The organism is Ideonella sp. sgz306126 (genome assembly GCF_056032705.1).
Genome location: NZ_JBVYWP010000002.1, coordinates 177,605 through 200,662 on the forward strand (window position 1 = coordinate 177,605; position 23,058 = coordinate 200,662).

The 23,058-nt window shown below is 70.5% G+C and carries 16 protein-coding genes; 9 read left to right on the forward strand and 7 right to left on the reverse strand.

Features of this window, described 5'->3' with window-relative positions; translation table 11 throughout:
• Positions 1–109 precede the first annotated feature (109 nt).
• From AC0N04_RS05200 to AC0N04_RS05230, 7 genes are all read left to right on the forward strand, one after another.
• Entirely contained in the window at positions 110–2,146 is a 2,037-nt protein-coding gene (locus tag AC0N04_RS05200) for an ATP-binding protein (RefSeq protein WP_474279367.1), read from the forward strand.
• 26 nt (positions 2,147–2,172) lie between these two features.
• On the forward strand, positions 2,173–2,844 hold the full coding sequence (locus AC0N04_RS05205; protein WP_474279369.1) for a response regulator transcription factor: 672 nt from the start codon (positions 2,173–2,175) through the stop codon (positions 2,842–2,844).
• Positions 2,845–2,959: 115 nt separating this feature from the next.
• Complete coding sequence (locus tag AC0N04_RS05210; protein ID WP_474279371.1) at positions 2,960–3,430, forward strand: tripartite tricarboxylate transporter TctB family protein; 471 nt, start codon at positions 2,960–2,962, stop codon at positions 3,428–3,430.
• A gap of 4 nt (positions 3,431–3,434) precedes the next feature.
• Positions 3,435–4,967, forward strand: a complete 1,533-nt coding sequence (locus AC0N04_RS05215) for a tripartite tricarboxylate transporter permease (RefSeq protein WP_474279373.1) — start codon at positions 3,435–3,437, stop codon at positions 4,965–4,967.
• A gap of 48 nt (positions 4,968–5,015) precedes the next feature.
• Entirely contained in the window at positions 5,016–5,981 is a 966-nt protein-coding gene (locus tag AC0N04_RS05220) for a tripartite tricarboxylate transporter substrate binding protein (protein ID WP_474279375.1), read from the forward strand.
• Positions 5,982–6,089: 108 nt separating this feature from the next.
• A complete protein-coding gene (locus tag AC0N04_RS05225) occupies positions 6,090–7,376 on the forward strand; it encodes an MFS transporter (protein WP_474279377.1) in 1,287 nt (428 codons plus the stop codon).
• A gap of 50 nt (positions 7,377–7,426) precedes the next feature.
• A complete protein-coding gene (locus AC0N04_RS05230) occupies positions 7,427–8,392 on the forward strand; it encodes an amidohydrolase family protein (RefSeq protein ID WP_474279379.1) in 966 nt (321 codons plus the stop codon).
• A gap of 9 nt (positions 8,393–8,401) precedes the next feature.
• Here the strand turns inward: AC0N04_RS05230 and mgtA are convergent, their stop codons facing one another.
• The 6 genes from mgtA to AC0N04_RS05260 form a co-directional block, all read right to left on the reverse strand.
• Positions 8,402–11,104, reverse strand: a complete 2,703-nt coding sequence (mgtA, locus tag AC0N04_RS05235) for a magnesium-translocating P-type ATPase (protein WP_474279381.1) — start codon at positions 11,102–11,104, stop codon at positions 8,402–8,404.
• 75 nt (positions 11,105–11,179) lie between these two features.
• Complete coding sequence (locus AC0N04_RS05240; RefSeq protein WP_474279383.1) at positions 11,180–12,952, reverse strand: PHA/PHB synthase family protein; 1,773 nt, start codon at positions 12,950–12,952, stop codon at positions 11,180–11,182.
• 130 nt (positions 12,953–13,082) lie between these two features.
• The gene (locus AC0N04_RS05245; RefSeq protein ID WP_474279385.1) at positions 13,083–14,384 is read right to left on the reverse strand and encodes an acetate/propionate family kinase; all 1,302 of its coding nucleotides are present in this window, start codon (positions 14,382–14,384) and stop codon (positions 13,083–13,085) included.
• Entirely contained in the window at positions 14,381–15,802 is a 1,422-nt protein-coding gene (locus AC0N04_RS05250; protein ID WP_474279387.1) for a bifunctional enoyl-CoA hydratase/phosphate acetyltransferase, read from the reverse strand. The genes AC0N04_RS05245 and AC0N04_RS05250 overlap by 4 nt, the downstream gene beginning before the upstream one ends.
• Before the next feature lie 37 nt (positions 15,803–15,839).
• Positions 15,840–16,571, reverse strand: a complete 732-nt coding sequence (locus tag AC0N04_RS05255) for a Crp/Fnr family transcriptional regulator (protein ID WP_474279389.1) — start codon at positions 16,569–16,571, stop codon at positions 15,840–15,842.
• Between the two features lie 95 nt (positions 16,572–16,666).
• Positions 16,667–16,840, reverse strand: coding sequence for a hypothetical protein (locus tag AC0N04_RS05260; RefSeq protein WP_474279391.1), 174 nt, complete (start codon positions 16,838–16,840; stop codon positions 16,667–16,669).
• Positions 16,841–17,050: 210 nt separating this feature from the next.
• Between AC0N04_RS05260 and uvrA the strand changes: the two genes are divergently transcribed.
• Together uvrA and AC0N04_RS05270 are read left to right on the forward strand one after the other, a co-directional pair.
• Complete coding sequence (gene uvrA / locus AC0N04_RS05265) at positions 17,051–20,020, forward strand: excinuclease ABC subunit UvrA (protein WP_474279393.1); 2,970 nt, start codon at positions 17,051–17,053, stop codon at positions 20,018–20,020.
• 97 nt (positions 20,021–20,117) lie between these two features.
• Positions 20,118–22,217 carry a hybrid sensor histidine kinase/response regulator gene (locus tag AC0N04_RS05270; RefSeq protein WP_474279396.1) on the forward strand — a complete coding sequence of 700 codons (2,100 nt, stop codon included), beginning with the start codon at positions 20,118–20,120 and terminating at the stop codon, positions 22,215–22,217.
• A gap of 119 nt (positions 22,218–22,336) precedes the next feature.
• Here the strand turns inward: AC0N04_RS05270 and AC0N04_RS05275 are convergent, their stop codons facing one another.
• Positions 22,337–22,738, reverse strand: a complete 402-nt coding sequence (locus tag AC0N04_RS05275) for an SWIB/MDM2 domain-containing protein (RefSeq protein ID WP_474279398.1) — start codon at positions 22,736–22,738, stop codon at positions 22,337–22,339.
• Positions 22,739–23,058 lie beyond the last annotated feature (320 nt).

Genomic DNA, 23,058 nt, shown 5'->3' on the forward strand with positions numbered 1-23,058 from the left:
GCCTGCCCGTGGCCTGCGGAGCAGGCCACGACCTGAGCGACCTACGCGTTACCACGTAGCGCCGGCCCGCCATCGCTGCCGCGATACTTTGCGCACCCCGCCCGCCACCATGTCCGCTGCCGCGCCTCACGAACCCCCGGTGTCCGCGCGATCGTCGCGGCGGCGCCTGGCGTGGTGGGCCGCGCTGATCGGCCTGCTGGCCATCGCGCAGAGCCTGCTGGTGTGGCTGACGATGAATTTTGAGGCATCGCGCGCGCAGGAGCGCGTCGATGCGGTCGCCACCAGCGTGGCGGCCGAGCTGAGACACCGCCTCTCGGCCGACGCCCGGCGCGTCGACGGGCTGGCCAATGCCGCGATTGCCGACGCCGACTGGCGCTCGGACGTGACGACCCTGATGCTGTCGCAGCGCGAGCTGACGCGCATCGAACGGCGCGACCCGGCATTGCGGATCACGGCCGCCGTCGACAGTTCCTTGCGCGAACCCTTGTTCTCCGCGCTGGCGCGCGATCAGCTCGACTTCGAGACCGACGCGGCCTGTGCGGCGGCGCGCCGTGCCCATGCTCCGGTTTACTCGCAGTCCTATTTCGTGCCGCTGCCCGGCGGGCTGGGTGGCGAAGTCATCGACGTGTGCACGCCGGTGACGACGGGCGACCGCGCGGAAGGCTTCGTCGTCGCCACGGTCACGCTGGCATCGCTGCTCGACAGCGTCGAAAGCCCGGAGCTGGCCCGCAACCACGAACTCTCCTTCGTCGAAGGCGACGGAACGCGCCTGGCGCGCAGCGGGCCGACGCGGGGCGCGGGCGTCTTCGTCGCCGACCGGGTCGTCGACGCGCCGGGGCACAGCCTGCAGCTGCACGTGGACAGCGTGGCCGGGCGACCCGACCTGATCCCCAACCTCGCCACCGGCCTGGTGCTCGGGTTGTCGATGCTGCTGTTCGGCGTCGTGATCGTGCTGGCCCGCGACGTGCGCAAGAGAGCCCGTGCGGAATCGGCGCTGGCCGAATCGCTGGCCTTTCGCAAGGCCATGGAGAACTCGGTCGTCACCGGCCTGCGCGCCTGCGACATGGCGGGGCGCATCACCTACGTGAACAACGCGCTCTGCGACATGGTCGGCTTCGAGGCCGCCGAACTGATCGGCCAGTCGGAGGACCTCTACTGGCCTGCCGATCGGCAGGGCGCCCGCCGCCCGCCAGGTGCCGAGGCGATGGCGGCGCCGGGCGAGGGCGGCGGCAACCCCGGACACGAAGCGACCTTCGTCCGCAAATCGGGCGAGCGCTTTCCGGTCATGGTCTTCGAGGCCACCTTGCTCGACGGCAGCGGCCAGCAGACCGGCTGGATGGGCACGGTGCTCGACTTGAGCGCGCAACGAAAGGTCGAGGAGGTGTCGCGCCAGCAGCAGGAGCGCCTGCAGGCCACCGCCCGGCTGGCGACGATCGGCGAGATGGCATCGCTGCTGAGCCACGAGCTCAACCAGCCGCTGTCGGCCATCGCCAGCTACGCCACCGGCTCGATCAACCTGATGGCCGATGCCCCTCCGGACAGCGAAGGCCGCGAACTGCTGACGCAGGCGATGCAGCGCATCGCGGAACAGGCCGAGCGCGCGGGCCGCATCATCAAGAGCGTCCACGATTTCGTGCGGCGGCGCGAGCATGTGCGCGAAGCGATCCGGACGGACCGCCTGATCGATTCGATCCTGCCGCTGGTCCGCCTGCAGGCGCGGCGCAGCGGGGCCCGCATCCAGGTCCGGATCGACACGCCGGCGCCCTCGGTGCTCTGCGACCGGACCATGGTCGAACAGGTCTTGCTCAACCTCACGCGCAACGGCATCCAGGCCATGGACGGCGAGCGGCCGGTCCGCGACCCCGAGCTCACGATCGAGGTGCGCCAGCACGGTCCCCGGCAGGTCAGCGTCTCGGTGGCCGACAACGGACCCGGCGTCGCCGAGGCCGTCGCGGCCCAGCTCTTCACGCCGTTCTTCACCACCCGCGCGGAAGGCATGGGCCTGGGCCTGAACCTGTGCCGCACCGTGATCGAGCAGCACGGCGGCGCGCTCGATTTCGAGAACCTCCACGATGCCTGCGGCGCCCCGGCCGGCGCGCGATTCCGCTTCACCCTGCCGAGCGCCCCGGCGCAGGTGAGCCCCTGACACAGCCCCTCCGGAGCCCTTTTCGCATGGATCACACGACCTGGGCCGCTTCGCCGCCCGGCGCATTCGGCCCGCCGATGGTGTTTCTGGTCGACGACGAGGACGTGGTGCGCGACGCACTGGCCTGGCTGCTGCGATCGCGCCGCCTGCTGTCCGAGGGCTACGCCAGCGCCGACGCCTTTCTGGCCATGCTGACCCGCGCGGCGGCCGAGCCCGACGCATGGCCGTCGTCGCCGGCGTGCCTGCTGCTCGACATCCGCATGCCGGGCACCAGCGGCATCGCGCTGTTCGAGCAGCTCGCGGGCCTGGGGCTGGGGAACTTGCTGCCGGTCATCTTCCTGACCGGCCATGGCGACGTGCCTACCGCCGTCGCGGCGGTCAAGCGCGGCGCGTTCGATTTCGTCGAGAAGCCGTTTTCGAACAACCTGCTGGTCGACCGGATCGAGCAGGCGCTGGCCGTCAGTGCCGAGGCCCTGACGCGTCGGCAGGCGCGCGTGCGCCTGAAGCGCCAGATCGCCGAGCTGACCGAGCGCGAGCGCGAGATCATGCACTGCATCGTCGAGGGACGCCCGAACAAGCTCATCGCCAAGGTGCTCGACATCAGCGTGCGGACCGTCGAGGTGCATCGCGCGCGGGTGTTCGACAAGATGCAGGTGAAGTCGGCGGTGGATCTGGCCAACCGCTTGCGCGACGAGTGAGTACGTAACTCCCACACGGCACGGCACGCGAATCTGCCTACAGTCGCCCTCAGCGCGCGCCGCCCCGCCGAGGTCCGTCGGCATGACTGGCGCGACGCACCGATTGGAGCATCCGATGATCCCCCCTCGCTTCAGGAGCAAGGACCACGCCGCGGCCGCCCTGCTCATCGCGATGGGCGTGGCCGCTGCCATCGCCGGCCGCGGCTATCGCGTCGGCTCGCTGCAGCACATGGGGGCGGGCTTCGTGCCCGTCGTCCTCGGCGGGCTGATGATCGCGGTCGGGCTGCTGATCGGCCTCGGCGCGCAGGCCGGGCAGCCCGCGCCGGCCCGGCCCCCCCGGTCGCACGGCAGCGTCGATCTGCGGGCGGCTGCCTGCATCCTGGGCGGCCTCGCCGCCTTCGTGCTGTTCGGGACCTACGGCGGCCTGGTGCCGGCCACGTTTGCCTGCGTCTTCCTGTCGGCGCTGGGCGATCGGCAGAACGGGTGGCGCGATGCCGCGATGCTGGCGGCAGCCCTGGTCGTGGCGGGCTACCTGATCTTCGGCGTGGGACTGAAGCTGCAGTTCGACGCCTTCCAGTGGGGCTGATGCGATGTCGCAAAGCCTGTTGGACCTCTGGTACGGTTTCGGCGTCGCGCTGCAGCCGACCCACCTGATGTGGTCGGTGTTCGGCGTGCTGCTCGGCAACCTGATCGGCGTGCTGCCGGGACTCGGGGCGTTGACGACGATCTCGATGCTGCTGCCGCTGACCTACGTGATGGCACCGGTGCCGGCCATGCTGATGTTGGCCGGCATCTTCTACGGCTCGCAATACGGCGGGGCGATCGGCGCGATCCTGCTCAACCTGCCCAGCCACCCGCCGCACGCGGTCACCTGCCTGGACGGCTACCCGATGACGCAGGCCGGGCGCGGCGGCGCCGCGCTGGGCGTGACGATGCTGTCGTCGTTCTTCGCCGCCTCGGTCGGCATCGTGGTGATGATCTTCCTCTCGCCGCTGCTGGTGCAGGTCGCGTTCAAGTTCGGCCCGACCGAGATCTGCGCCATCATGCTGCTGGGCCTGCTCGCCGGGGCCACCCTGTCGCGCGGCTCGCCGCTCAAGGGAGTGGCGATGACGCTGTTCGGCCTGATGTGCGGCGTGGTGGGCACCGACGTGACCAGCGGCACGACGCGCTTTTCGTTCGGGCTGGCCGATCTGTCGGACGGCGTCGAGCTGGGCGCCCTCTGCATGGGCCTGTTCGCGATCGCCGACTTCCTCGTGAGCGTGAACCGATCGGTCGTCAAGCCGCGCCAGGCCAGGATGTCGATGCGCGACATGCGGCCGACCCGCTCCGAGCTGACGCAGGCCTTCTTTCCGATGCTGCGCGGCACGCTGGTGGGCACGGCGTTCGGGGCCCTGCCCGGCACCGGCCCGACCATCACGACCTTCCTGGCCTACGCGCTCGAACGCAAGCTGTCCCGTACCCCGGAGCGCTTCGGCCAAGGAGCGATCGAAGGCGTGGCGGCACCGGAGGCCGCCTCGCACGCCAAGACCCAAGTGGACTTCATCCCGACGCTGTCGCTGGGCATCCCGGGCGATGCGGTGATGGCCTTGCTGCTGGGCGCGCTGATCATCAAGGGCATCCAGCCGGGGCCGCAGCTGATCACCGAACACCGCGACATCTTCTGGGGCCTGGTGGCCAGCTTCTGGATCGGCAACCTGCTGTTGCTGCTGCTGAACGTGCCGATGATCGGCGTCTGGGTGCGCCTGCTGCAGGTGCCCTACCGCCTGCTCTACCCGGCGGCGATCTTCTTCACCTGCATCGGCGTCTACAGCACCAAGAACAGCCTGTTCGACGTCGGCGAGGTGGCGCTGTTCGGCGTGCTCGGGGCGGTCTTCCTGATCCTGGACTTCCCGGTCTCGCCGATCGTGCTCGGCTTCGTGCTGGGGCCGATGCTGGAAGAGAACTTCCGCCGTGCGCTGCTGTTGTCGCACGGCGACCTGACCGTCTTCGTCACGCACCCGATCAGCGCCTGGTTCATCGGGCTGTGCGTGCTGCTCGTCGTCTTCCAGTCGCTGTCCTTCCTGCGCCGCATGCGCGACCCGCGGGGAGCGGCGATGCGGCCGGAGGCGATGGCGATGGAGTGAGTCGTTCGTGTCGACATCGTGGTCATCAACATCAGGAGACTGGACTTCATGACATCCCCCCGTTTGCTTTGCGCCCTGCTCGCGTTCGCAGCAGCCTGCCTGCCGCTCGCCGGCCACGCCGAGGGCGCGCCGCCGCTCAAGATCTTCGTCGGCTATTCGGCCGGCGGCGCGGTGGATGCGATGGCGCGCATCGTCGGCCAGGAGCTGGCAGGCTCGCTGAAGCAGCCGCTGGTCGTCGAGAACCGGCCCGGCGCCGGGACCAACATCGCGGTCAAGGCGCTGATCGACAGCAAGCCCGACGGCAACACCTTGCTGATGAGCGCCAACGCGCTGTCCGCCAACAGCTCGCTCTACCAGCCGGCGCCGTTCGACGCCGCCAAGGACATCGCGCCGGTGGCGCTGATCGGCCGCATCCCGGTCGTCATCGCCACCAACGCCAACTCGCCGCTGAAGACGCTGGCCGACCTGGTCAAGGCGGCCGGCGAGCGGCCGGGCCGGCTGAGCTTCGCCACCCCCGGCAACGGCTCGACGCCGCATCTGGCGATGGCGATGTTCGAGCACGCGGCCCACGTCAAGATGCTGCACATCCCGTACAAGGGCGGTGCGCCGGCCATCTCCGACACCCTCGGCGGTCAGGTGGATTGCGTGGCGGTGAACGAGCTGGAGGTGCTGCCGCTGGCGCGCAGCGGCAAGTTGCGCGTGCTGGCGGTGATGGGCAAGGCGCGGTCGCCGGCGCTGCCGAACACGCCGACGGTCGCCGAATCGGGCTTTCCTCAGTTCGAGGCGTCGGTCTGGTACGGCCTGGTCGCGCCGGCCGCGACGCCCAAGTCGGTCGTCGAGCACCTCAACGCGCTGACCCGGCAGGCCCTGGCCAAGCCCTCGATCCGGCAGCGCCTGACCGATGCCGGCGGCGATGTCGAACCCGGCACGGCCGAGCAGTTCCGCCAGTTGATCCTGTCCGACCGCGCGAACTACGAGAAGGTCGTCCGGGAAGACGGCATTCGCATCGACTGACTGCCGCGAGCAGGCCCCGGGCTTGCGGCCCGGGCGCACCCGTTTCCACGCCCGCCCTCGAAAGGGATTGCCTTGACGCCTCCGGCACCGCACGCCCCACCGCCGACCTTGACGCAGCGCCAGATCGTGGCGGCCGTCGCCTTCTCCAGTCTCGGCTGGGCCTTCGATCTGTTCGACCTGTTCATCCTGCTCTATGTCGCCCCCATCCTGGCGAAGGTGTTCTTCCCGTCCGGCCAGCAGATGCTGTCGCTGGCGGGGGTCTACGGCGCGTTCACCGCGACCTTGCTGATGCGGCCGCTGGGCGGCTACCTGTTCGGTGCCTACGCCGACCGGCACGGGCGCAAGCGCGCGATGGTCGTGGCCGCGACCGGGGTCGGGCTGTCGACCGGGTTGATGGGCGCCCTGCCGACGGTCCAGACCCTGGGGCCGCTGGCCACCGTGCTCTTCCTGAGCCTTCGCCTGGTGCAAGGCGTGTTCATGGGAGGCATGGTCGCGTCCACCCACACGCTGGGCACCGAATCAATCGCCCCGCACCGGCGCGGCCTGGCCTCCGGCATCATCTCGGGCGGAGGGTCCGGGGTCGGCAAGCTGCTCGCCTCGCTGGCGTTCCTGGCGGTCGGCGCGCTGTTCCCCGGGCCGCAGTTCGAGGTCTGGGGCTGGCGCGTGATGTTCTTCACCGGCCTGTTCAGTTCGCTGCTGGGCCTGTTCGTCTTCACCCGCCTGCAGGAATCGCCGATGTGGCTGGCACTGCAGCAGCACACGGCGTCGGGGGCCGCCCGCGCGGCGCCCGCGGCGGCGGCGCCGAGCCTCAAGGCCTTCGTGCCCGCGGTGCTGCTCGGCATCCTGCTGACGACGGCGGGCGGTGGGCTGTCGTACCTGACCTCGGGCTATCTGCCGACCTTCATGAAGCTGGTCAACCACGTCAAGCCGACCGACCTGGGGCTGATCCTGAGCCTGTCGGCGCTCGCGGTGATGGCCTCGTCCGTCACCGCCGGCCACCTGACCGACCTGATCGGCCGGCGGCGGGCGATGCTGATCTACGGCCTGGTGTCGCTGCTGGCCCAGCCGCTGCTGTACCGCGGCCTGGCGGACGCCAGGAGCCTGTCGGCCATCGGCCTGTATGCGGTGCTGCTCAGCGGCGTGGGCACGTTCTGCTATGCGCCGCTGCTGATCGTCCTGAACGAGCGCTTCCCGACCGCGCTGCGCGCCAGCGGGACCTCGCTGTCCTGGAACATCGGCTTCGCGCTGGGCGGATCGATGCCGGTGCTGGTGTCGCTGTTCACGGCGGTGGCGTCCGACCTCTCGTTCTCATTGCAGCTGGCCACCGCGCTGCTGGCCGTGGCCTACCTCGTCGGCGCCCTGTTGACGCCGACCCGGGGCAGCCAGATGGCCTGAGCGCGGACCGCGCCGACCCGACCCCGACCCCGACACGGAGATGAACCGACATGACCCGTTCCAAGATCACCGCCGCGCTGTGCCTGGCGGGCAGCCTGACGCTCGCCCTCGCACCCGCCGCCCGGGCGCAAGACCCCGGCTTCGCGCTGTTCGACACCCAGGTCCATTTCTACAGCAGCGATGTCGCGAGGTTCCCGCTCCATGCAGCGCACGCCTACATGGGCCAGGCGACGATGGAAGCACGCGCGCGGACCCAACCCAATGACGGCGCTCACGTCTTGCGCGAGTGGCGGGACCACGGCGTCGAGGCCGGGATCGGGATTCAATATGGCGCGGCCTACGAAAGCGACAACCAGTACCTGCTGTCGGTCGCGCAGGACCACCCGGCGGCCGTCACGCCGGTGGTGATCGTCGATCCGGCGAGCCCGGACGCGGCCGAGACGCTGGCCCGACTGGCGAAGGACCAGCGTGTCGCCGGCTTCCGCAAGATCGGCAACCGGGCGCCGGACGGCAGTTCCCCCTGGTTGACCACGCCGAGCATGCTGCGCCTGTGGCAGGTCGCGAACGACCAGGGCCTGGTGGTCGAGTTGATGCCCTACCCGCGCAGCCCCGACCCGGGGTTCCTCGCCGACATCGGGCGCCTGGCCGACCGGTTCCCGAAGGCGAAGGTCGTGCTGGACCACTGCGCCTGGCCGGCCACCGACGCCTCGCCGAACGCCGGCTTCGACGACGCCTATGCCGCGCTGGCCACGCACCGCAACGTCTACCTGAAGTTCACCACCGAGAACTTCGAACGCCTCAAGTCGGATCCGGACCGCATGCAGGCCTTCGTCACCGCGCTGGTCAGGCGCTTCGGCGCGGACCACGCGATGTGGGGCTCCGACATGGGCAACACGATGCTCCCGTATGCGGAGATGGTGGGCGATGCGCTGGCGGCCAGCCGCGGGCTCACCCCCGAGGAGCGGCAGCAGGTGCTCGCGACGACCGGCCGGGCGGTGTATTCGGCAAGGCGCTGAACGGCGCCTTCACTGCCAGCCCCAGCGCCGCCGCCAGACGCCCTTCATGCCCTGCACCAGGGCCATGTAGGCCAGCAGGATCAGCGGCAGCACCGCGAAGTAGGCGGGCGGCAGCGCTTGCAGTTTCAGCCACGGCGCCAGCGGGCCCATCGGCAGCCACAGGCCCAGCGCGGCCACCGCCGCGCCGGTGGCCATCAGGCCGGCCGAGGCCCGGCTCTGCAGGAACGGGATCCTGGGCGTGCGGATCAGGTGCACGACCAGCGTCTGCGTCAGCAGGCCCTCGATGAACCAGCCGCTCTGGAACAGCGTCTGCTGCGCCACGGTCTGGGCACCGAAGCCCCACCACATCAGCGCGAAGGTGGCCAGGTCGAACACCGAGCTCAAGGGACCGAAGAACAGCATGAAGCGGCCGATGCCGGCCGGGTCCCAGCGCATCGGCCTGGCCAGCAGATCGTCGTCGACGCGGTCGAACGGAATCGGCGTCTGGCTGAAGTCGTACAGGAGGTTCTGCACCAGCAGGTGCATCGGCAGCATCGGCAGGAACGGCAGTGCCGCGCTGGCCACCAGCACGCTCAGCACGTTGCCGAAATTGCTGCTGGCGGTCATCTTGATGTACTTGAGCATGTTGGCGAAGGTGCGGCGGCCTTCGACCACGCCCTCGTCCAGCACCAGCAGGCTCTTCTCCAGCAGGATCAGATCGGCCACCTCCTTGGCGATGTCCACCGCGGTATCGACCGAGATGCCGATGTCGGCCGCGTGCAGCGCCGGGGCGTCGTTGATGCCGTCGCCCATGAAGCCCACGACGTGGCCGCCCGCGCGCAGCGCCGCGACGATGCGCTCCTTGTGCTGGGGCGCCAGCTTGGCGAACACGTTGCAGCGATCGACCTCACGCGCCAGCGTCGCGTCGTCCATCGCCTGCAGTTCGCTGCCCAGCAGCACGCCGCGGACCGCCATGCCGACCTCGTGGCAGACCTTGAGCGTCACGCGTTCGTTGTCGCCGGTCAGCACCTTCACCGCGACGCCGTGCGACGCCAGCGCGCTCAGCGCCGGCGCGGTCGTTTCTTTGGGCGGATCGAGGAACGCGATGAAGCCGACCAGCGTCAGGTCGGTCTCGTCGTCGGCATGGAAGGCCTGTCGCTGGCCGTCCAGCGCCTTGACCGCCACCGCGACCACGCGCAGGCCGTCGTCGTTCAGCGCGGCGGCCGTGGCCTGCAACTCGGCCAGATGGTCCGGTGTCAGCGCTTCGTCCTGCGTGCCGCGGCGCACCCGCACGCACTGGGTCAGCGTCTCCTCGACCGCGCCCTTGCAGATCAGCAGCGGCGGACCCGCCGAGTCGGCGGGCGCCACCACCACCGACAGGCGCCGGCGCTGGAAGTCGAAAGGGATCTCGTCGATGCGCGTCCACTGCGCCGGCCCGTCCTTCAGCGACGTCTCGGCCAGCACCGCCTGGTCGAGCAGGTTGGCCAGGCCGGTCTGGAAATGGCTGTTCAGGTAGGCCCAGCGCAGCACCTCGTCGCTGCGCTGGCCCCAGGCGTCGATGTGGCGGTTCAGCACGATGCGGTCCTGGGTCAGCGTGCCGGTCTTGTCGGTGCACAGCACGTCCATCGCGCCGAAGTTCTGGATCGCGTCCAGCCGCTTGACGATCACCTTGCTGCGCGCCAGCGCCACCGCACCCTTGGCCAGCGTGGAGGTGACGATCATCGGCAGCATCTCGGGCGTCAGGCCCACCGCGATCGACAGCGCGAACAGCAGCGCCTCGACCCAGTCGCCCTTGCCGAAGCCGTTGATCAGCAGCACCAGCGGCACCATCACCGCCATGAAGCGGATCAGCAGCCAGCTGACCCGGTTCACGCCGGTCTGGAACTGGGTGGGCGGCCGATCGCTGCCGGCGGCGTGCTCGGCCAGCTGGCCGAAGAAGGTGCGCGGTCCGGTCGCCAGCACCAGCGCGGTGGCGGTGCCGGAAACCACGTTGCTGCCCATGAAGGCCAGGTTGTCCAACGCCAGCGGGTCGGCCCCGGCGGCCGCGTCCCGGGCGCCGGCATGCTTCTCCACCGGCATCGCCTCGCCCGTCATCGCCGCCTGGTTGATGAACAAGTCCTTCGCGGTCAGCACCCGGCAATCGGCCGGGATCATGTCGCCCGCCGCCAGGTGCACCACGTCGCCCGGCACCAGCTGGGCCATCGGCAGCTCGGTGGCGGGCCGGCCCGGACGCAGCACGCTGGCGTGGCTGCTGACCATCGCCTTGAGCGCGTCGGCGGCGCGGTTGGATCGCCGCTCCTGCACGAAGCGCAGGCCGGTGGACAGCAGCACCATGCAGCCGATGACCCCCGCCGAGCGCAGGTCGCTGGTCCACCACGACACCGCGGCGAGCAGCGTCAGCAGCAGGTTGAACGGGTTGCGAAACGCCTGCAGCAGGTGCAGCGGCCAGGGCAGCGGCCGTTCGGCATCGATCCGGTTCGGGCCCAGGTTGCGGCGCAGGCGATCGGCCTGGGCCTGCGGCAGGCCGGCGGGCGAACTGCGCCAGCGGCTGAACAGCGCCGCCTCGTCGAGGCGGGCCGCGGCGAGCATGCGCGTCGCCACTTGGCGCGACGCATGCTGGTGAGCCTCGCCGCCGACGCGGTGGCCCCACCAGCCCGGCCGCCGGAAATGGCGGGCGAGCCGGCGCCGGCGCAGGAAGCGGCCGAACGGACCGAGCCGGGCGGGCGTGGTCACGGCGGGCCCGTCAGCGCACCGGTCGCCTCGATGGCCGCAGCGCGCCGGACGGGCGATGGCGACATGGCCGCCCGCTCAATCGTGATGGCGCACCTGCACATAGGCTCCCGGCGCATCGCCCAGCACCTCCGCCGCCGCGGGGGTGCGCGCCTTGGCACTGCGACCGCTGCCGTGGGCCAGCAGCCAGCGATGCCAGGCGGTCCACCACGAGCCTTCGACGCGTTGCGCGCCGGCCGGCCACTGCTCCGGGTCGATCCAGGCGCCCTCGGCCTCGCGGGTGCGTATCGCGTAGTGGCGGTGCGCATGGCCCGGCTCGCTGACGATGCCGGCGTTGTGGCCGCCGTTGGTCAGCACGAAGGTCAGCTCGGTGTCGGTCAGGCGGTGGATCTTGTAGACCGACGGCCACGGCGAGACGTGGTCCTTCTCGGTGCCGACGACGAACATCGGCAGGTGCAGGTCGGCCAGGGCCACCGGCCGGCCCTCGACCGGGAAGCGGCCTTCGGCGAGTTCGTTGCGCAGGTAGCAGCGGCGCAGGTACTGGCTGTGCATCACCGCGGGCAGGCGGGTGACGTCGGCGTTCCAGGCCATCAGGTCGCTGGGCTGATTGGGTTCGCCCAGCCAGAAGGCGCGCAGGCGCTGCGACCACACCAGCTCGCGCGAGTGCAGGTACGCGAACGAGCCGGCCATTTGCGGCCCGCTGAGGAAGCCGCGCTCGGCCATCATGTCCTCCAGCATCGCGACCTGCGACTCGTCGATCAGCACGCCCATCTCGCCAGGCTCGGTGAAATCGGTCTCGGCCGCCAGCAGCGACACGCTGGCCAGTTCGGGCAGCAGATCGGCGCGGGCGATCTTCTCCGGCCGCGCCAGCGCCGCCGCGCCGATCGACAGCAGGGTGCCGCCCAGGCAGTACCCGCAGGCATGCACGCGCTGGCCGGGCACCAGGCGCTTGATCGCCGCCAGCGCGTCGAACACGCCTTGCTCCAGGTAGTCGTCCAGGCCGAGCAGCGCATCCGATTCATCCGGGTTGCGCCAGCTCAGGATGAACACCGTGTGGCCTTGCTCGACCAGCCACCGGACCATCGAGTTGTGCGGCGACAGGTCGAGGATGTAGTACTTCATGATCCACGACGGCACGATGAACACCGGTTCGGCCTGCACCGAGGCGGTCAGCGGCAGGTACTGGATCAACTCGACCAGGTGATTGCGATGCACCACCTTGCCCGGCGTGACCGCCACGTCCACGCCCGGCCGGTAGCAGTGCTCGACCGGGCGCAGCGGCGGCAGGTCGTGCTGCTGGCGCCAGTCGTCCAGCGCGTTGAGGGCGCCATCGACCAGGTTGGCGCCCTGGCGCTCGCGGGTCCGCTGCAGCACCTCCGGATTGAGCAAACCGGTGTTGGCCGGCGACAGCATGTCCAGCCATTGGCGGGCGAAGAAGCGCGCCATCTCCTGATGGTGGCTGCTCATGCCGCGCAGCGCCGTGGCCTCGCCCCACCAGGCCTCGGCCGCGTGGTACGCGTTGGCCACCGGCGCCCACGGCCAGGCCTGCCAGGCCGGCGCGGCAAAACGCGCATCGCTCGTGTCCGCCGGCGCGCGACCCAGGGTCTCGCCCCACCACTTCAGCGCGCCCTGCTGGGCCGTGGCGGCCAGGCGCGCAGCCTCGGCCGGCTGGCTGGCCAGGTGCATCGCCCAGTCGACGTAGGCCAGCGCCAGCGCGATCGGCGACAGCCCGCCGCTGAGCCGCGCCGTCGCGGCATGGAAACGGCTGTCGAACAGGTGCGCCGCGGCGCGGGCGCGCTGGTCGGCGTCGGCAGACGCATCGGTGGAGGCGGGGATCAGCGGAGAACGCATGATGAGGGCTTTCGGCGGTGGGCCGGACCACAGGGGTGTGCCGGACAGACGTAGGAATAACACAGCCGGGCGGCGCGGCGATGTCGGCCCCGCCGCGAGCTTGATCTCGGACAAGTCCCGGGGCGAACCCTCAGCCTGCCGCAGGCCGCCCGCCCGGTCCCGCGTCGGACGCCTGCTGCGCCAGCCAGGCGAAGGCCGCCTCCGCCGCCACCCGGCCTTCGTCGGTGGGAACGACCCAGACTTCGACCGCACTGTCGTGCGCATGCAGCGGACGCACCGCATCGCCGCAGGCGTCGGCATTGGCCTGCGGGTCGATGCGCACGCCGGCGAAGGCCAGCGCCTCGGCCACCTCGGCCCGCAGCACGGCGTCGTGCTCGCCGATGCCGCCGGTGAACGCGATCAGGTCCACCCCGTGCAGCAAGGCCAGCAACCCGCCGATCTCGCGTTGAACGCGGTGCGTGAACAGGGCGATCGCCTGCCGGGCCTCCGGCTGCGGGCTGGCGCGCAAGGTGCGCATGTCGGCGCTCAGGCCCGACACGCCCTTCAGGCCGGAGTTCTTGTACAGCAGCGTCTCGACCTGCGCCTCGCTCCAGCCCAGGCGCCACAGGTGCAGCAGCACCCCCGGGTCGAGGCTGCCGCTGCGGGTGCCCATCATCAGGCCGTCGAGCGCCGAAAAGCCCATCGTCGTGGCGACCGAGCGCCCGCCCAGCGTCGCGCACAGGCTGGCGCCGTTGCCCAGGTGGGCCAGCACCGCGCGGCCCGACGCGCGCGACGACACCCGTGCCAGCACCTGGGTCAGGTATTGGTACGACAGGCCGTGGAAGCCATAGCGACGCAGGCCTTGCTCGGCCAGGCCCCGGTCGATCGGCAGGCGGCGCTCGACCTCGGGCAGGCTGGCATGGAAGGCAGTGTCGAAACAGCCGATCTGCGGCACGCCCGGCCAGACGCGGCGAAACGCCTCGGCCCCCGCCAGGTTGTGCGGCTGGTGCAGCGGCGCCAGGGGGTCGAGCGCATGCAGGCGGCTCAGCGTCGCGCTGTCCAGCAAGCAGGGGGCGACGAAGGCATCGCCCCCGTGAACGATGCGATGGGCCACCGCGCGCACCTGCGCACCGGAGGCGGTCAGCATCGTCATCAAATGGGCCAGCGCCGCGTCGAAGGCCTCGCCGCCGTGGCGCGGCACGGCCTGAGGGGCGTCGCCGGCGCCATGCAGGCGCGGCGCCCCGCCCGGCTCCAGGCCGTCGAACTCGCCGGTCCACAACGCCGCCCCGCCCGCCGGGTAGAGGCCGAATTTCAACGAGGAGGAACCGGCGTTGACGGCCAGCACGGTCTCGGTGCCGGCGAGCGCGGGAGGCGGTGGCTCGGCCGTCGGCGACCGCAGGCGGCGGTTGGGGAGGCGCCGGTGCGCCTGCGCGGCGACCGGGCCGGCGCTCACGCCGACGCCGCCGACAGCGCGTGGCGCCGCGCCAGGTCGCGCGACACCAGCGCCGCCAGCGCCGCCGACGCCATGCGCGAGGTGGCGTTGTCGGCACGGCTGGTCAGCGCGATCGGCACGCGCGCGCCCAGCACGACGCCGCAGCTCGACGCGCCGGCCAGGTATTCGAGCTGCTTGGCCAGCATGTTGCCGGCTTCGAGGTCGGGCACCATCAGGATGTCGGCCTGGCCCGCGACCGGCGAGTCGATGCCCTTGAGCCGCGCGGCCTCGGCCGAGATCGCGTTGTCGAAGGCCAGCGGCCCGTCGATCAGGGCGCCGCAGATCTGGCCGCGATCGGCCATCTTGCACAGTGCCGCCGCGTCCAGCGTGGAGGCGATGCGCGGCGTGACGGTCTCGATCGCCGACAGCACCGCCACCCGCGGCTGCGCCACGCCCAGGGCCTGCGCCAGTTCGACCGCGTTGCGCACGATGTCGGCCTTGTCCTCCAGCGTCGGCGCGATGTTGATCGCCGCGTCGGTCACCAGCAAGGGCTTCGGATAGGCCGGCACCTCGAAGCGGAAGACGTGCGACATGCGCCGTCCGGTGCGCAGCCGGGGTTCGGCCAGCACGGCCTGCATCAGCTCGTCGGTGTGCAGGCTGCCCTTCATCAGCATGCCCACCTCGCCGCGCGCCGCCATCGCCGCCCCCTCGGCGGCGGCGGCATGGCTGTGCGGAAGGTCCAGCAGCTCGACCTGGTCCAGCGACAGGCTCAGGCTTTGCGCCAGCGCCCGGATGCGCGCCGCCGGGCCGATCAGCAGCGGCACGATCAGACCCTGCTCGAAGGATTCCAGCGCACCGCGCAGCGAACTCTCGTCGCAGGGATGGACCACCGCGCACCGTACCGGCTCGGCGCCACGGGTCCGCGCCACCCACTCGGCCAGGCGTGCCGCCGGGTCGAACAAGTGCATCGTCGGCAGCGCGGCGCGCGGGCGGATGACCTTCTGGGTCGGCGCGCGCACCAGGGCCTGGCCGGTCACCACCGGCTCGCCGCGCTGGTTCATCACGGCGCAGTCCAGCCGCACGTTGCCGGTGGCGTCGTTCTTGTCGACCACCACCACGCTGACGGTCAAGGTGTCGCCCAGGTGCACCGGCTCGCGAAAGTGCAGGCTTTGCTCGATGTAGATCGTGCCGGCGCCGGGAAATTCGGTGCCCAGCAGGCTGGAGATCAGCGCACCGGCCCACATGCCGTGACCGATCACGCCATGGAAGCGCGTGCCTTCGGCGTAGGCGGCGTCGACATGCGCCGGATTGACATCGCCCGACACCAGCGCAAAGGCCTGGATGTCGCTCATCGTCAGCGTGCGCAGCATCTGGGCGCGCTGGCCGATCTGGAGCTCGCGGTAGGTCAGGTTCTCGATCAGTTCGTCTTGGACACCCATGGGGGCTCCCGGCGTGGCGGTGTCGAGCGACCGGGGCTCAGGTCGCCGCGTCCTGACGCAGCGCATCCAGCAGCCGATCCATGTCGATGCGGGCGTGGCGCTGGTCCGGGGTGTCGAGCACGCCCTCGCGCTTGAGCTGCGAGACGAGCCGGCTGGCGGTTTCGATCGTCATGTCCAGCATCGCGCCCATCTCCAGCCGCGACGGCAGCCACACCAGCGGCCCGTCGGCAAATTCGCTCAGCTTGAGCAGCAGGCGCAGCATGCGATGGCGCGCCGGGCCGGCGCACAGCTCGGTCAGCCACTCGTCGGCGTCGTCGAGCGAGCGCTGCCAGCGCTTCATCATGTCGACCAGCATGTCGGGCTTGTCTCGCCCCAGGTTGTCCAGCAGGCTGCGTGGCAGGCGGCAGACCTCCACCTCGGTGCAGGCCACCGCATCGGCGGCGTAGGTCTGGCCCAGCATCGCCTCCATGCCCAGCGTGTCGCTGCGGCCGGCCAGGCGCAGGATGCGGCGTTCGCCGCGCTCGGTGTTGCGCTCCAGCCGAACCACGCCCGAACGCACGGTATAGGCGGCGAGGCCCGGCGACTGCGCGCTGTACAGGCTTTGGCCCGGTTGCAGGCGGATATCGGCGATGTGGACGTGGATGCGGTCCAGCGCGGCGTGGTCCAGCGCGCCGAACAGCGCGAATTTGCGCACGCCGCAGTCGGCACAGACCTTGGCCTGAGGATTGAACAGGGCATGCACGACGGGAAGGGTCGAGGCGGACGACATGCCGCGAGTATGCCGCCTTTGGGTCGGCACCGCGCCAAGCCCCCGTCGACGGCGGGCGCTGCCAGCACCCTGCGCCCCGGGCCAGGCGCCGGGCTTCAGCGCTTCTGGTCGGCTTGGCGGCCCCGGGCCAGGCTGCGGCGGTCGCTGCCCATCGAAAGCGTGCAGAACGGTTCGAACTTCTGCCCTTTGTCGGCGGTGTCCAGAGCCGTCTCGACCGGTTGCGGCCGCGGTCGCGCGGGTTTGATGTTGGTATGCGCTGACTTCTGCATTTCTCGTTCCGTACTGACTTTCCGACCGCGGCCCCGAAGAGGGCCGGCCTCCTCCAACGCCCGATCGGACGCGGCGGATGACAAGCACGGTTCACAAACGGGCAACAAATTGTCGCAGCCTCGGCGCCGGCGTCCGGATCGGCCAGCAGGGCCGGGCCCGGCTGGTTATCATGTCCGGTTGCCCTCGCCGGCCTTGTCCCGCCGCTCGCCATGCCCGATCCCCGTCCGTCCCCGCCCGCCTTGTCCACGCTGATCTCGGTGCGCGGCGCGCGCACCCACAACCTGAAGAACATCGACCTCGACATCCCCAAGCATGCGCTGGTGGTGATCACCGGCCTGTCGGGTTCGGGCAAGTCCAGCCTGGCCTTCGACACGCTGTACGCGGAAGGCCAGCGGCGCTACGTAGAGAGCCTGTCGGCCTATGCGCGGCAGTTCCTGCAGCTGATGGACAAGCCCGACGTGGACGTGATCGAGGGCCTGTCCCCCGCCATCAGCATCGAGCAGAAGGCCACCAGCCACAACCCTCGCTCCACCGTCGGCACGGTGACCGAGATCCACGATTACCTGCGCCTGCTCTACGCCCGCGCCGGCACGCCGTTCTGCCCCGACCACGGGGTCGCGCTGCAGGCGCAGAGCGTGAGCCAGATGGTCGACGCGGTGCTGGCCCTGCCCGAGGGTACGCGGCTGATGGTGCTGGCCCCGGTGGTGCGCGACCGCAAGGGCGAGTTCGCCGAGCTGTTCCAGGACATGCAGTCGCAAGGCTACGTGCGCTTCCGGGTCGACGGCACCATCGTCGACGCGGCGGACGTGCCGGCCCTGAAAAAGACCGAGAAGCACGACATCGACGTGGTGGTCGACCGGCTCAAGACCAGCCCGGGCATGGGCCAGCGACTGGCCGAGAGCTTCGAGGCCGCACTGCGGATCGCCGACGGACGCGCGATCGGCTATGAGATGGATGCCGCTGCCGACGCCGGACCGCCCCAAGGCGGCAGCGCATCCACTTGGGGGGGCGACGCGAAGCGTCCTGGGGGCCCGGTGGGCGAGCATCTGTTTTCGGCCAAGTACGGCTGCCCGGTGTGCAGCTATTCGCTGGCCGAACTGGAGCCGCGCCTGTTCTCGTTCAACTCGCCCGTCGGCGCCTGCCCGCACTGCGACGGGCTGGGCGTGCAGACCGTGTTCGACCCGGAGCGGGTGGTGGCGTTTCCGTCGCTGTCGCTCGGCTCCGGTGCGATCAAGGGCTGGGACCGCCGCAACGGCTACACCTATTCGCTGCTCGAAAGCCTGGCTGCGCATTACCGCTTCGACCTCGACCTCCCGTTCGAAAGCCTGCCCGAGACCGCGCGCCAGGTGATCCTGCACGGCTCGGGCGACGAGGCGATCGAGTTCGTCTACGAAGCCGAAGGCAAGGGCGGCAAGACCCGCAGCGTCAAGCGGGCGCATCCGTTCGAGGGCATCCTGCCGAACTTCGAGCGCCGCTACCGCGAGACCGATTCGGTCGCGGTGCGCGAGGATCTGGCGCGTTACCAGTGCGCCAAGCCCTGCCTGCACTGCGGCGGCGCCCGGCTGCGGCGCGAAGCGCGCAACGTCTTCCTGCCGGGCAGCGCGGCCGAACGCGGCCGGCCGATCTACGAGGTCGAACACCTCACGCTGGCCGATGCGCTGACGTGGTTCAGCGCCTTGCAGCTCAGCGGGGCCAAGGCCGAGATCGCCGACAAGGTGGTACGGGAAATCCGTTCGCGGCTGCGCTTTCTCAACGACGTGGGCCTGAACTACCTGAGCCTGGACCGCAGCGCCGACACGCTGAGCGGCGGCGAGGCGCAGCGCATCCGGCTGGCCAGCCAGATCGGCTCGGGCCTGACCGGCGTGATGTACGTGCTCGACGAGCCCAGCATCGGCCTGCACCAGCGCGACAACGAGCGCTTGATCGGCACGCTGCGCCACCTGCGCGACCTGGGCAACAGCGTGCTGGTGGTCGAACACGACGAGGACATGATCCGCGCCGCCGACTGGTGCGTGGACATGGGCCCGGGCGCCGGCAGGCACGGCGGCCGGGTGATGGCCTCGGGCACGCCGGCTGAGGTCGCCGCCAACCCCGATTCGCTGACCGGCCGCTACCTGGGGCAGTTGCTGAAGATCGCCGTGCCGGCGCAGCGCCACACGCTGGCGGCCACGGCCGACCCGCGCACACTGCGCATCGTCAACGCTCGCGGCAACAACCTGCGCGGCGTGACGGTGGAGATCCCGGTGGGCCTGCTGACCTGTGTCACCGGCGTCTCCGGCTCGGGCAAAAGCACGCTGGTCAACGACACGTTGTACGCCGCGGTGGCCCGCAAGCTCTACGGCAGCCATGCCGAGCCCGAGCCACACGACGGCATCGAGGGACTGGAGGCGTTCGACAAGGTCATCAACGTCGACCAGAGCCCGATCGGCCGCACCCCGCGCAGCAACCCGGCGACCTACACCGGCCTGTTCACGCCGATTCGCGAGCTGTTCGCCGACGTGCCCACCGCGCGCGAGCGAGGCTACGGCGCGGGACGCTTCAGCTTCAACGTGTCCGGCGGCCGCTGCGAAGCCTGCCAGGGCGACGGCGTGCTGAAGGTGGAGATGCATTTCCTGCCCGACGTCTACGTGCCCTGCGACACCTGCCGAGGCCTGCGCTACAACCGCGAAACGCTGGAGATCCTCTACAAGGGCAAGAACATCGCGCAGGTGCTGGGGCTGACCGTGGAAGATGCCCACGCCTTCTTCAGCGCGGTCCCGGCGCTGGCGCGCAAGCTGCAGACCTTGCTGGACGTGGGGCTGGGCTACATCACGCTGGGCCAGAGCGCCACCACGCTGTCGGGGGGCGAGGCCCAGCGCGTCAAGCTGGCGCTCGAACTCTCCAAGCGCGACACCGGCCGCACGCTCTACATCCTCGACGAGCCGACCACCGGCCTGCATTTCGCCGACATCCAGTTGCTGCTGAGCGTGCTGCACCAGTTGCGCAACGCGGGCAACACCATCGTCGTGATCGAGCACAACCTGGACGTGATCAAGACCGCCGACTGGCTGATCGACATGGGGCCCGAGGGCGGTTCGGGCGGCGGCCAGGTGCTGGCCGAAGGGCCGCCCGAGGTGATCGCCGCCTGCGCCGCCAGCCACACGGGCCGCTTCCTGGCCCCCTTGCTGGCGCGGGGTTGAGCGCCGGACCGACACGCCGCCCGGCCCGGGCCGGATTCGGTTGTGCCGCCCCGCATCCACCTGCACAATGCGCCGTCCACCGCAGCACCCCAGCGACATGGAGCCCCACCCACACGCACCGCCACCGAGTCCGACCCCGGCGGCCGCGCGGCAGCCCGACGACGAAGGCCAGCGCCTGCAGATCCTGCAGGAACTGGGCTTGCGTGACGGGTCCGTCGAGCCCGGCCTGGCCGCGCTGACCCGCATCGCCCGCCAGGACACCGGCTGCGAGGTCGCGCTGATCACGCTGATCGACCAGCGCGATGCGCTGCACCTGGCCTGTGACGGTGCCGAACTGACCTGCACACCGCGCGAACAGTCGTTCTGCACCCATGCGATCCTGGCCCCGGGATTCTGCGAGGTGCCCGACCTGCGGATCGACCCCCGATTCGCCGCCAATCCGCTGGTGGCCATCGACGACGGCTGGCGCCATTACGCGGCCGCGCCGCTGCTGCTGGACGGCTGCGCGCTGGGCACCTTGTGCGTGCTGGATCGCCAGGCCGGCCTGCTCGGTCCGCAGGCCCGCCAACGGCTCGAAGACCTGGCCGCGATCATCACCGACGGCTTGCACCAGCGGCGTCAATACCGCGCGATCGAAGACCATGCCGCGCGGCTGCGCGATCTGGTGCGTGCGTCGGGCGACTGGGCCTGGGAGCTCGACGAGCACCTGCGCTGCCAGTGGCTGGCCGGCGATTTCCAGGCGGTGACCGGGCAGGATCCGGCGCAGGCCGTCGGCCAGTTGATCGAGGCCGAACCCCTGGTCGACGCCTCAGGGCACGACCTGTCACCGCCCCGCACCGTGCACGACTTGCTGCGCGCCCAGGGCGCTTTCAGCCGCGTGCTGTCGCGCCGGCGCACCGTCCGCGGCACCATCGTCATCTCGCGCAGCGCGGTGCCGATGTTCGACGACCAGGGCCGGTTCCGCGGCCACCGCGGTTCGGCCCGCGAGGTCACCGCCCGGATCGAACGCGAGGGCTTGTTGCGCGAGAAGGCGGCGGCCGAGAGCGCCAGTCGCGCCAAGAGCGAATTCCTGTCGCGGGTCAGCCATGAGCTGCGCACGCCGCTGAACGCGATTCTGGGTTTCACGCAGCTGATGGCGCTCGACCAGGAGCACCCGCTCGCGGCGACCCAAGGTCATCGTCTGGAGGGCGTTCGCCGTGCCGGGCAGCATCTGCTTGAAATGATCAACGACGTGCTCGACATCGCCCAGCTGGAGCAGGGCATGTTGCCGTTGAATCCCCGCACCATGGACCTGGGCCAGCGCGTGCGCGAATGCCTGGCGACGGTACAGCCGCTGGCGACCCGCCAGGCCATCGCGTTGAACACCACCGTGGCCGACGGCCTGCACGTGGTGGCCGACGCGCGGGCGCTGGAGCAGGTGCTGCTGAACCTGCTGTCCAACGCAATCAAATACAACGCTGCCCGCGGCCGGGTCGACGTGGCCGCCACGATCGAGGGCACGCGCGCGGTGGTGACCGTCACCGACACCGGGGACGGTTTGCGTCCCGATGAACTCGCCCAGCTGTTCCAGCCCTTCAACCGCCTCGGCGCCGAACGTCGGCGCATCGAGGGCAGCGGACTGGGCCTGGTGATCGTTCGGCAGTTGATGCGCGCGATGGGCGGTGACGTGGCGGTCGGCAGCGAACCCGGCCAGGGCACCCGCGTGCAGCTGGATCTGCCGCTGGCGCCGGCCGAAGCGGGCGCGCATCGCGACGAGGCCGCCGCCCCGGCCGCCGGACAGCCGGTGCCCGCGCAAGCCCCGACCCCGCCGGCCACGCCCCGCCAGGTGCTGTACGTGGAAGACGAACCGCTGAACGTCTTGCTGATGCAGGAAATCTTCAAGGCCCGGCCCGCCTGGACACTGCATGTGGCCTGCACCGGCGCCGAGGGCCTGGCCGCGGCGCAGCAGTGGCAGCCCGACCTGGCCCTGATCGACATGAACCTGCCCGACATCAACGGCCTGGAGCTGCTGCGCCGCCTGCGCGCCCTGCCCCAGACCCGGGCCCTGCGCTGCATCGCGTTGTCGGCCGACGCGATGACCGATCAGATCGCGGCCGCACGGGCCGCCGGCTTCGAGGACTACTGGACCAAACCGATCGACCTGACCCATCTGCTCGACGCCCTGGCCCTGGCCCTCGAAGCGCGTCCGCCCACCTGAGGCCGGCGCGCGGCCTGGCGCCAAGGTGCTCGCCATCCAGCAAAAAGCCGGCGCAAGGCCGGCTCTTTGAGGGGGGCGCTCAGCGGCACCGCAGCGGGCGCTGCAGCCCGCCGCACCGATCAGCTCAGGTGGCTGTTGATCAGCTTGGTCATCTCGAACATCGAGACCTGGGCCTTCTTGAAGATCTCCTTCAGCTTGGCATCGGCGTTGATCATCGTGCGCTGGGCCTTGTCCTGCAGGCCGTGCTTCTTGATGTACTCCCAGACCTTCTTGGTCACCTCGGTGCGCGGCACGGCCTTGTCGCCGATCACCGCGGCCAGGTGGGCGCTGGGCGTCATCGCCTTCATGAAGGCGGCGTTCGGCGTGCGCTTCTTGGCCGGAGCGGCCTTCTTCGCGGCCGGAGCCTTCTTGGCGGCCGGAGCGGCCTTCTTGGCCGGAGCGGCCTTCTTCGCGGCCGGGGCCTTCTTGGCGGCCGGAGCGGCCTTCTTTGCGGCCGGAGCCGCCTTCTTTGCAGTTGCCATGTTGATTCTCTCCATCAAGAAAAAGTTGATGTGCCGGGCCCGGGCGGGGGTCGCATGAACCCTCTTTCTCAGCAGCACCGCAGCGGAGCGAATGGTACTGCTTGCCTACCGGGCTGAGAAGCCGTTTTCCCTCGTAAATCGCGCTTTCGCCGCCTTCGATGGCGCTTTTTTGTCGCATGGCCACGTCAATCGTGTTTTTGGCATACCCTAACCCGTATGTTTACCTCGGAATCGGGGGATGGCGATGCGGCCTGCGCGAGGGCCCACTTGAAGTGCCGGCTGCAGGCCTCAGAATCACCTCATCGCATCCGAGATCTCAG

What these genes read in the sequence shown, in the direction of transcription:
- AC0N04_RS05200 (WP_474279367.1), top strand. Translation starts at nt 110, where the DNA reads ATGTCCGCTGCCGCGCCTCACGAACCCCCGGTGTCCGCGCGATCGTCG.
- AC0N04_RS05205 (WP_474279369.1), top strand. Translation starts at nt 2,173, where the DNA reads ATGGATCACACGACCTGGGCCGCTTCGCCGCCCGGCGCATTCGGCCCG.
- AC0N04_RS05210 (WP_474279371.1), top strand. Translation starts at nt 2,960, where the DNA reads ATGATCCCCCCTCGCTTCAGGAGCAAGGACCACGCCGCGGCCGCCCTG.
- AC0N04_RS05215 (WP_474279373.1), top strand. Translation starts at nt 3,435, where the DNA reads ATGTCGCAAAGCCTGTTGGACCTCTGGTACGGTTTCGGCGTCGCGCTG.
- AC0N04_RS05220 (WP_474279375.1), top strand. Translation starts at nt 5,016, where the DNA reads ATGACATCCCCCCGTTTGCTTTGCGCCCTGCTCGCGTTCGCAGCAGCC.
- AC0N04_RS05230 (WP_474279379.1), top strand. Translation starts at nt 7,427, where the DNA reads ATGACCCGTTCCAAGATCACCGCCGCGCTGTGCCTGGCGGGCAGCCTG.
- AC0N04_RS05240 (WP_474279383.1), bottom strand. Translation starts at nt 12,952, where the DNA reads ATGCGTTCTCCGCTGATCCCCGCCTCCACCGATGCGTCTGCCGACGCC.
- AC0N04_RS05250 (WP_474279387.1), bottom strand. Translation starts at nt 15,802, where the DNA reads ATGGGTGTCCAAGACGAACTGATCGAGAACCTGACCTACCGCGAGCTC.
- AC0N04_RS05255 (WP_474279389.1), bottom strand. Translation starts at nt 16,571, where the DNA reads ATGTCGTCCGCCTCGACCCTTCCCGTCGTGCATGCCCTGTTCAATCCT.
- AC0N04_RS05260 (WP_474279391.1), bottom strand. Translation starts at nt 16,840, where the DNA reads ATGCAGAAGTCAGCGCATACCAACATCAAACCCGCGCGACCGCGGCCG.
- uvrA (WP_474279393.1), top strand. Translation starts at nt 17,051, where the DNA reads ATGCCCGATCCCCGTCCGTCCCCGCCCGCCTTGTCCACGCTGATCTCG.
- AC0N04_RS05270 (WP_474279396.1), top strand. Translation starts at nt 20,118, where the DNA reads ATGGAGCCCCACCCACACGCACCGCCACCGAGTCCGACCCCGGCGGCC.
- AC0N04_RS05275 (WP_474279398.1), bottom strand. Translation starts at nt 22,738, where the DNA reads ATGGCAACTGCAAAGAAGGCGGCTCCGGCCGCAAAGAAGGCCGCTCCG.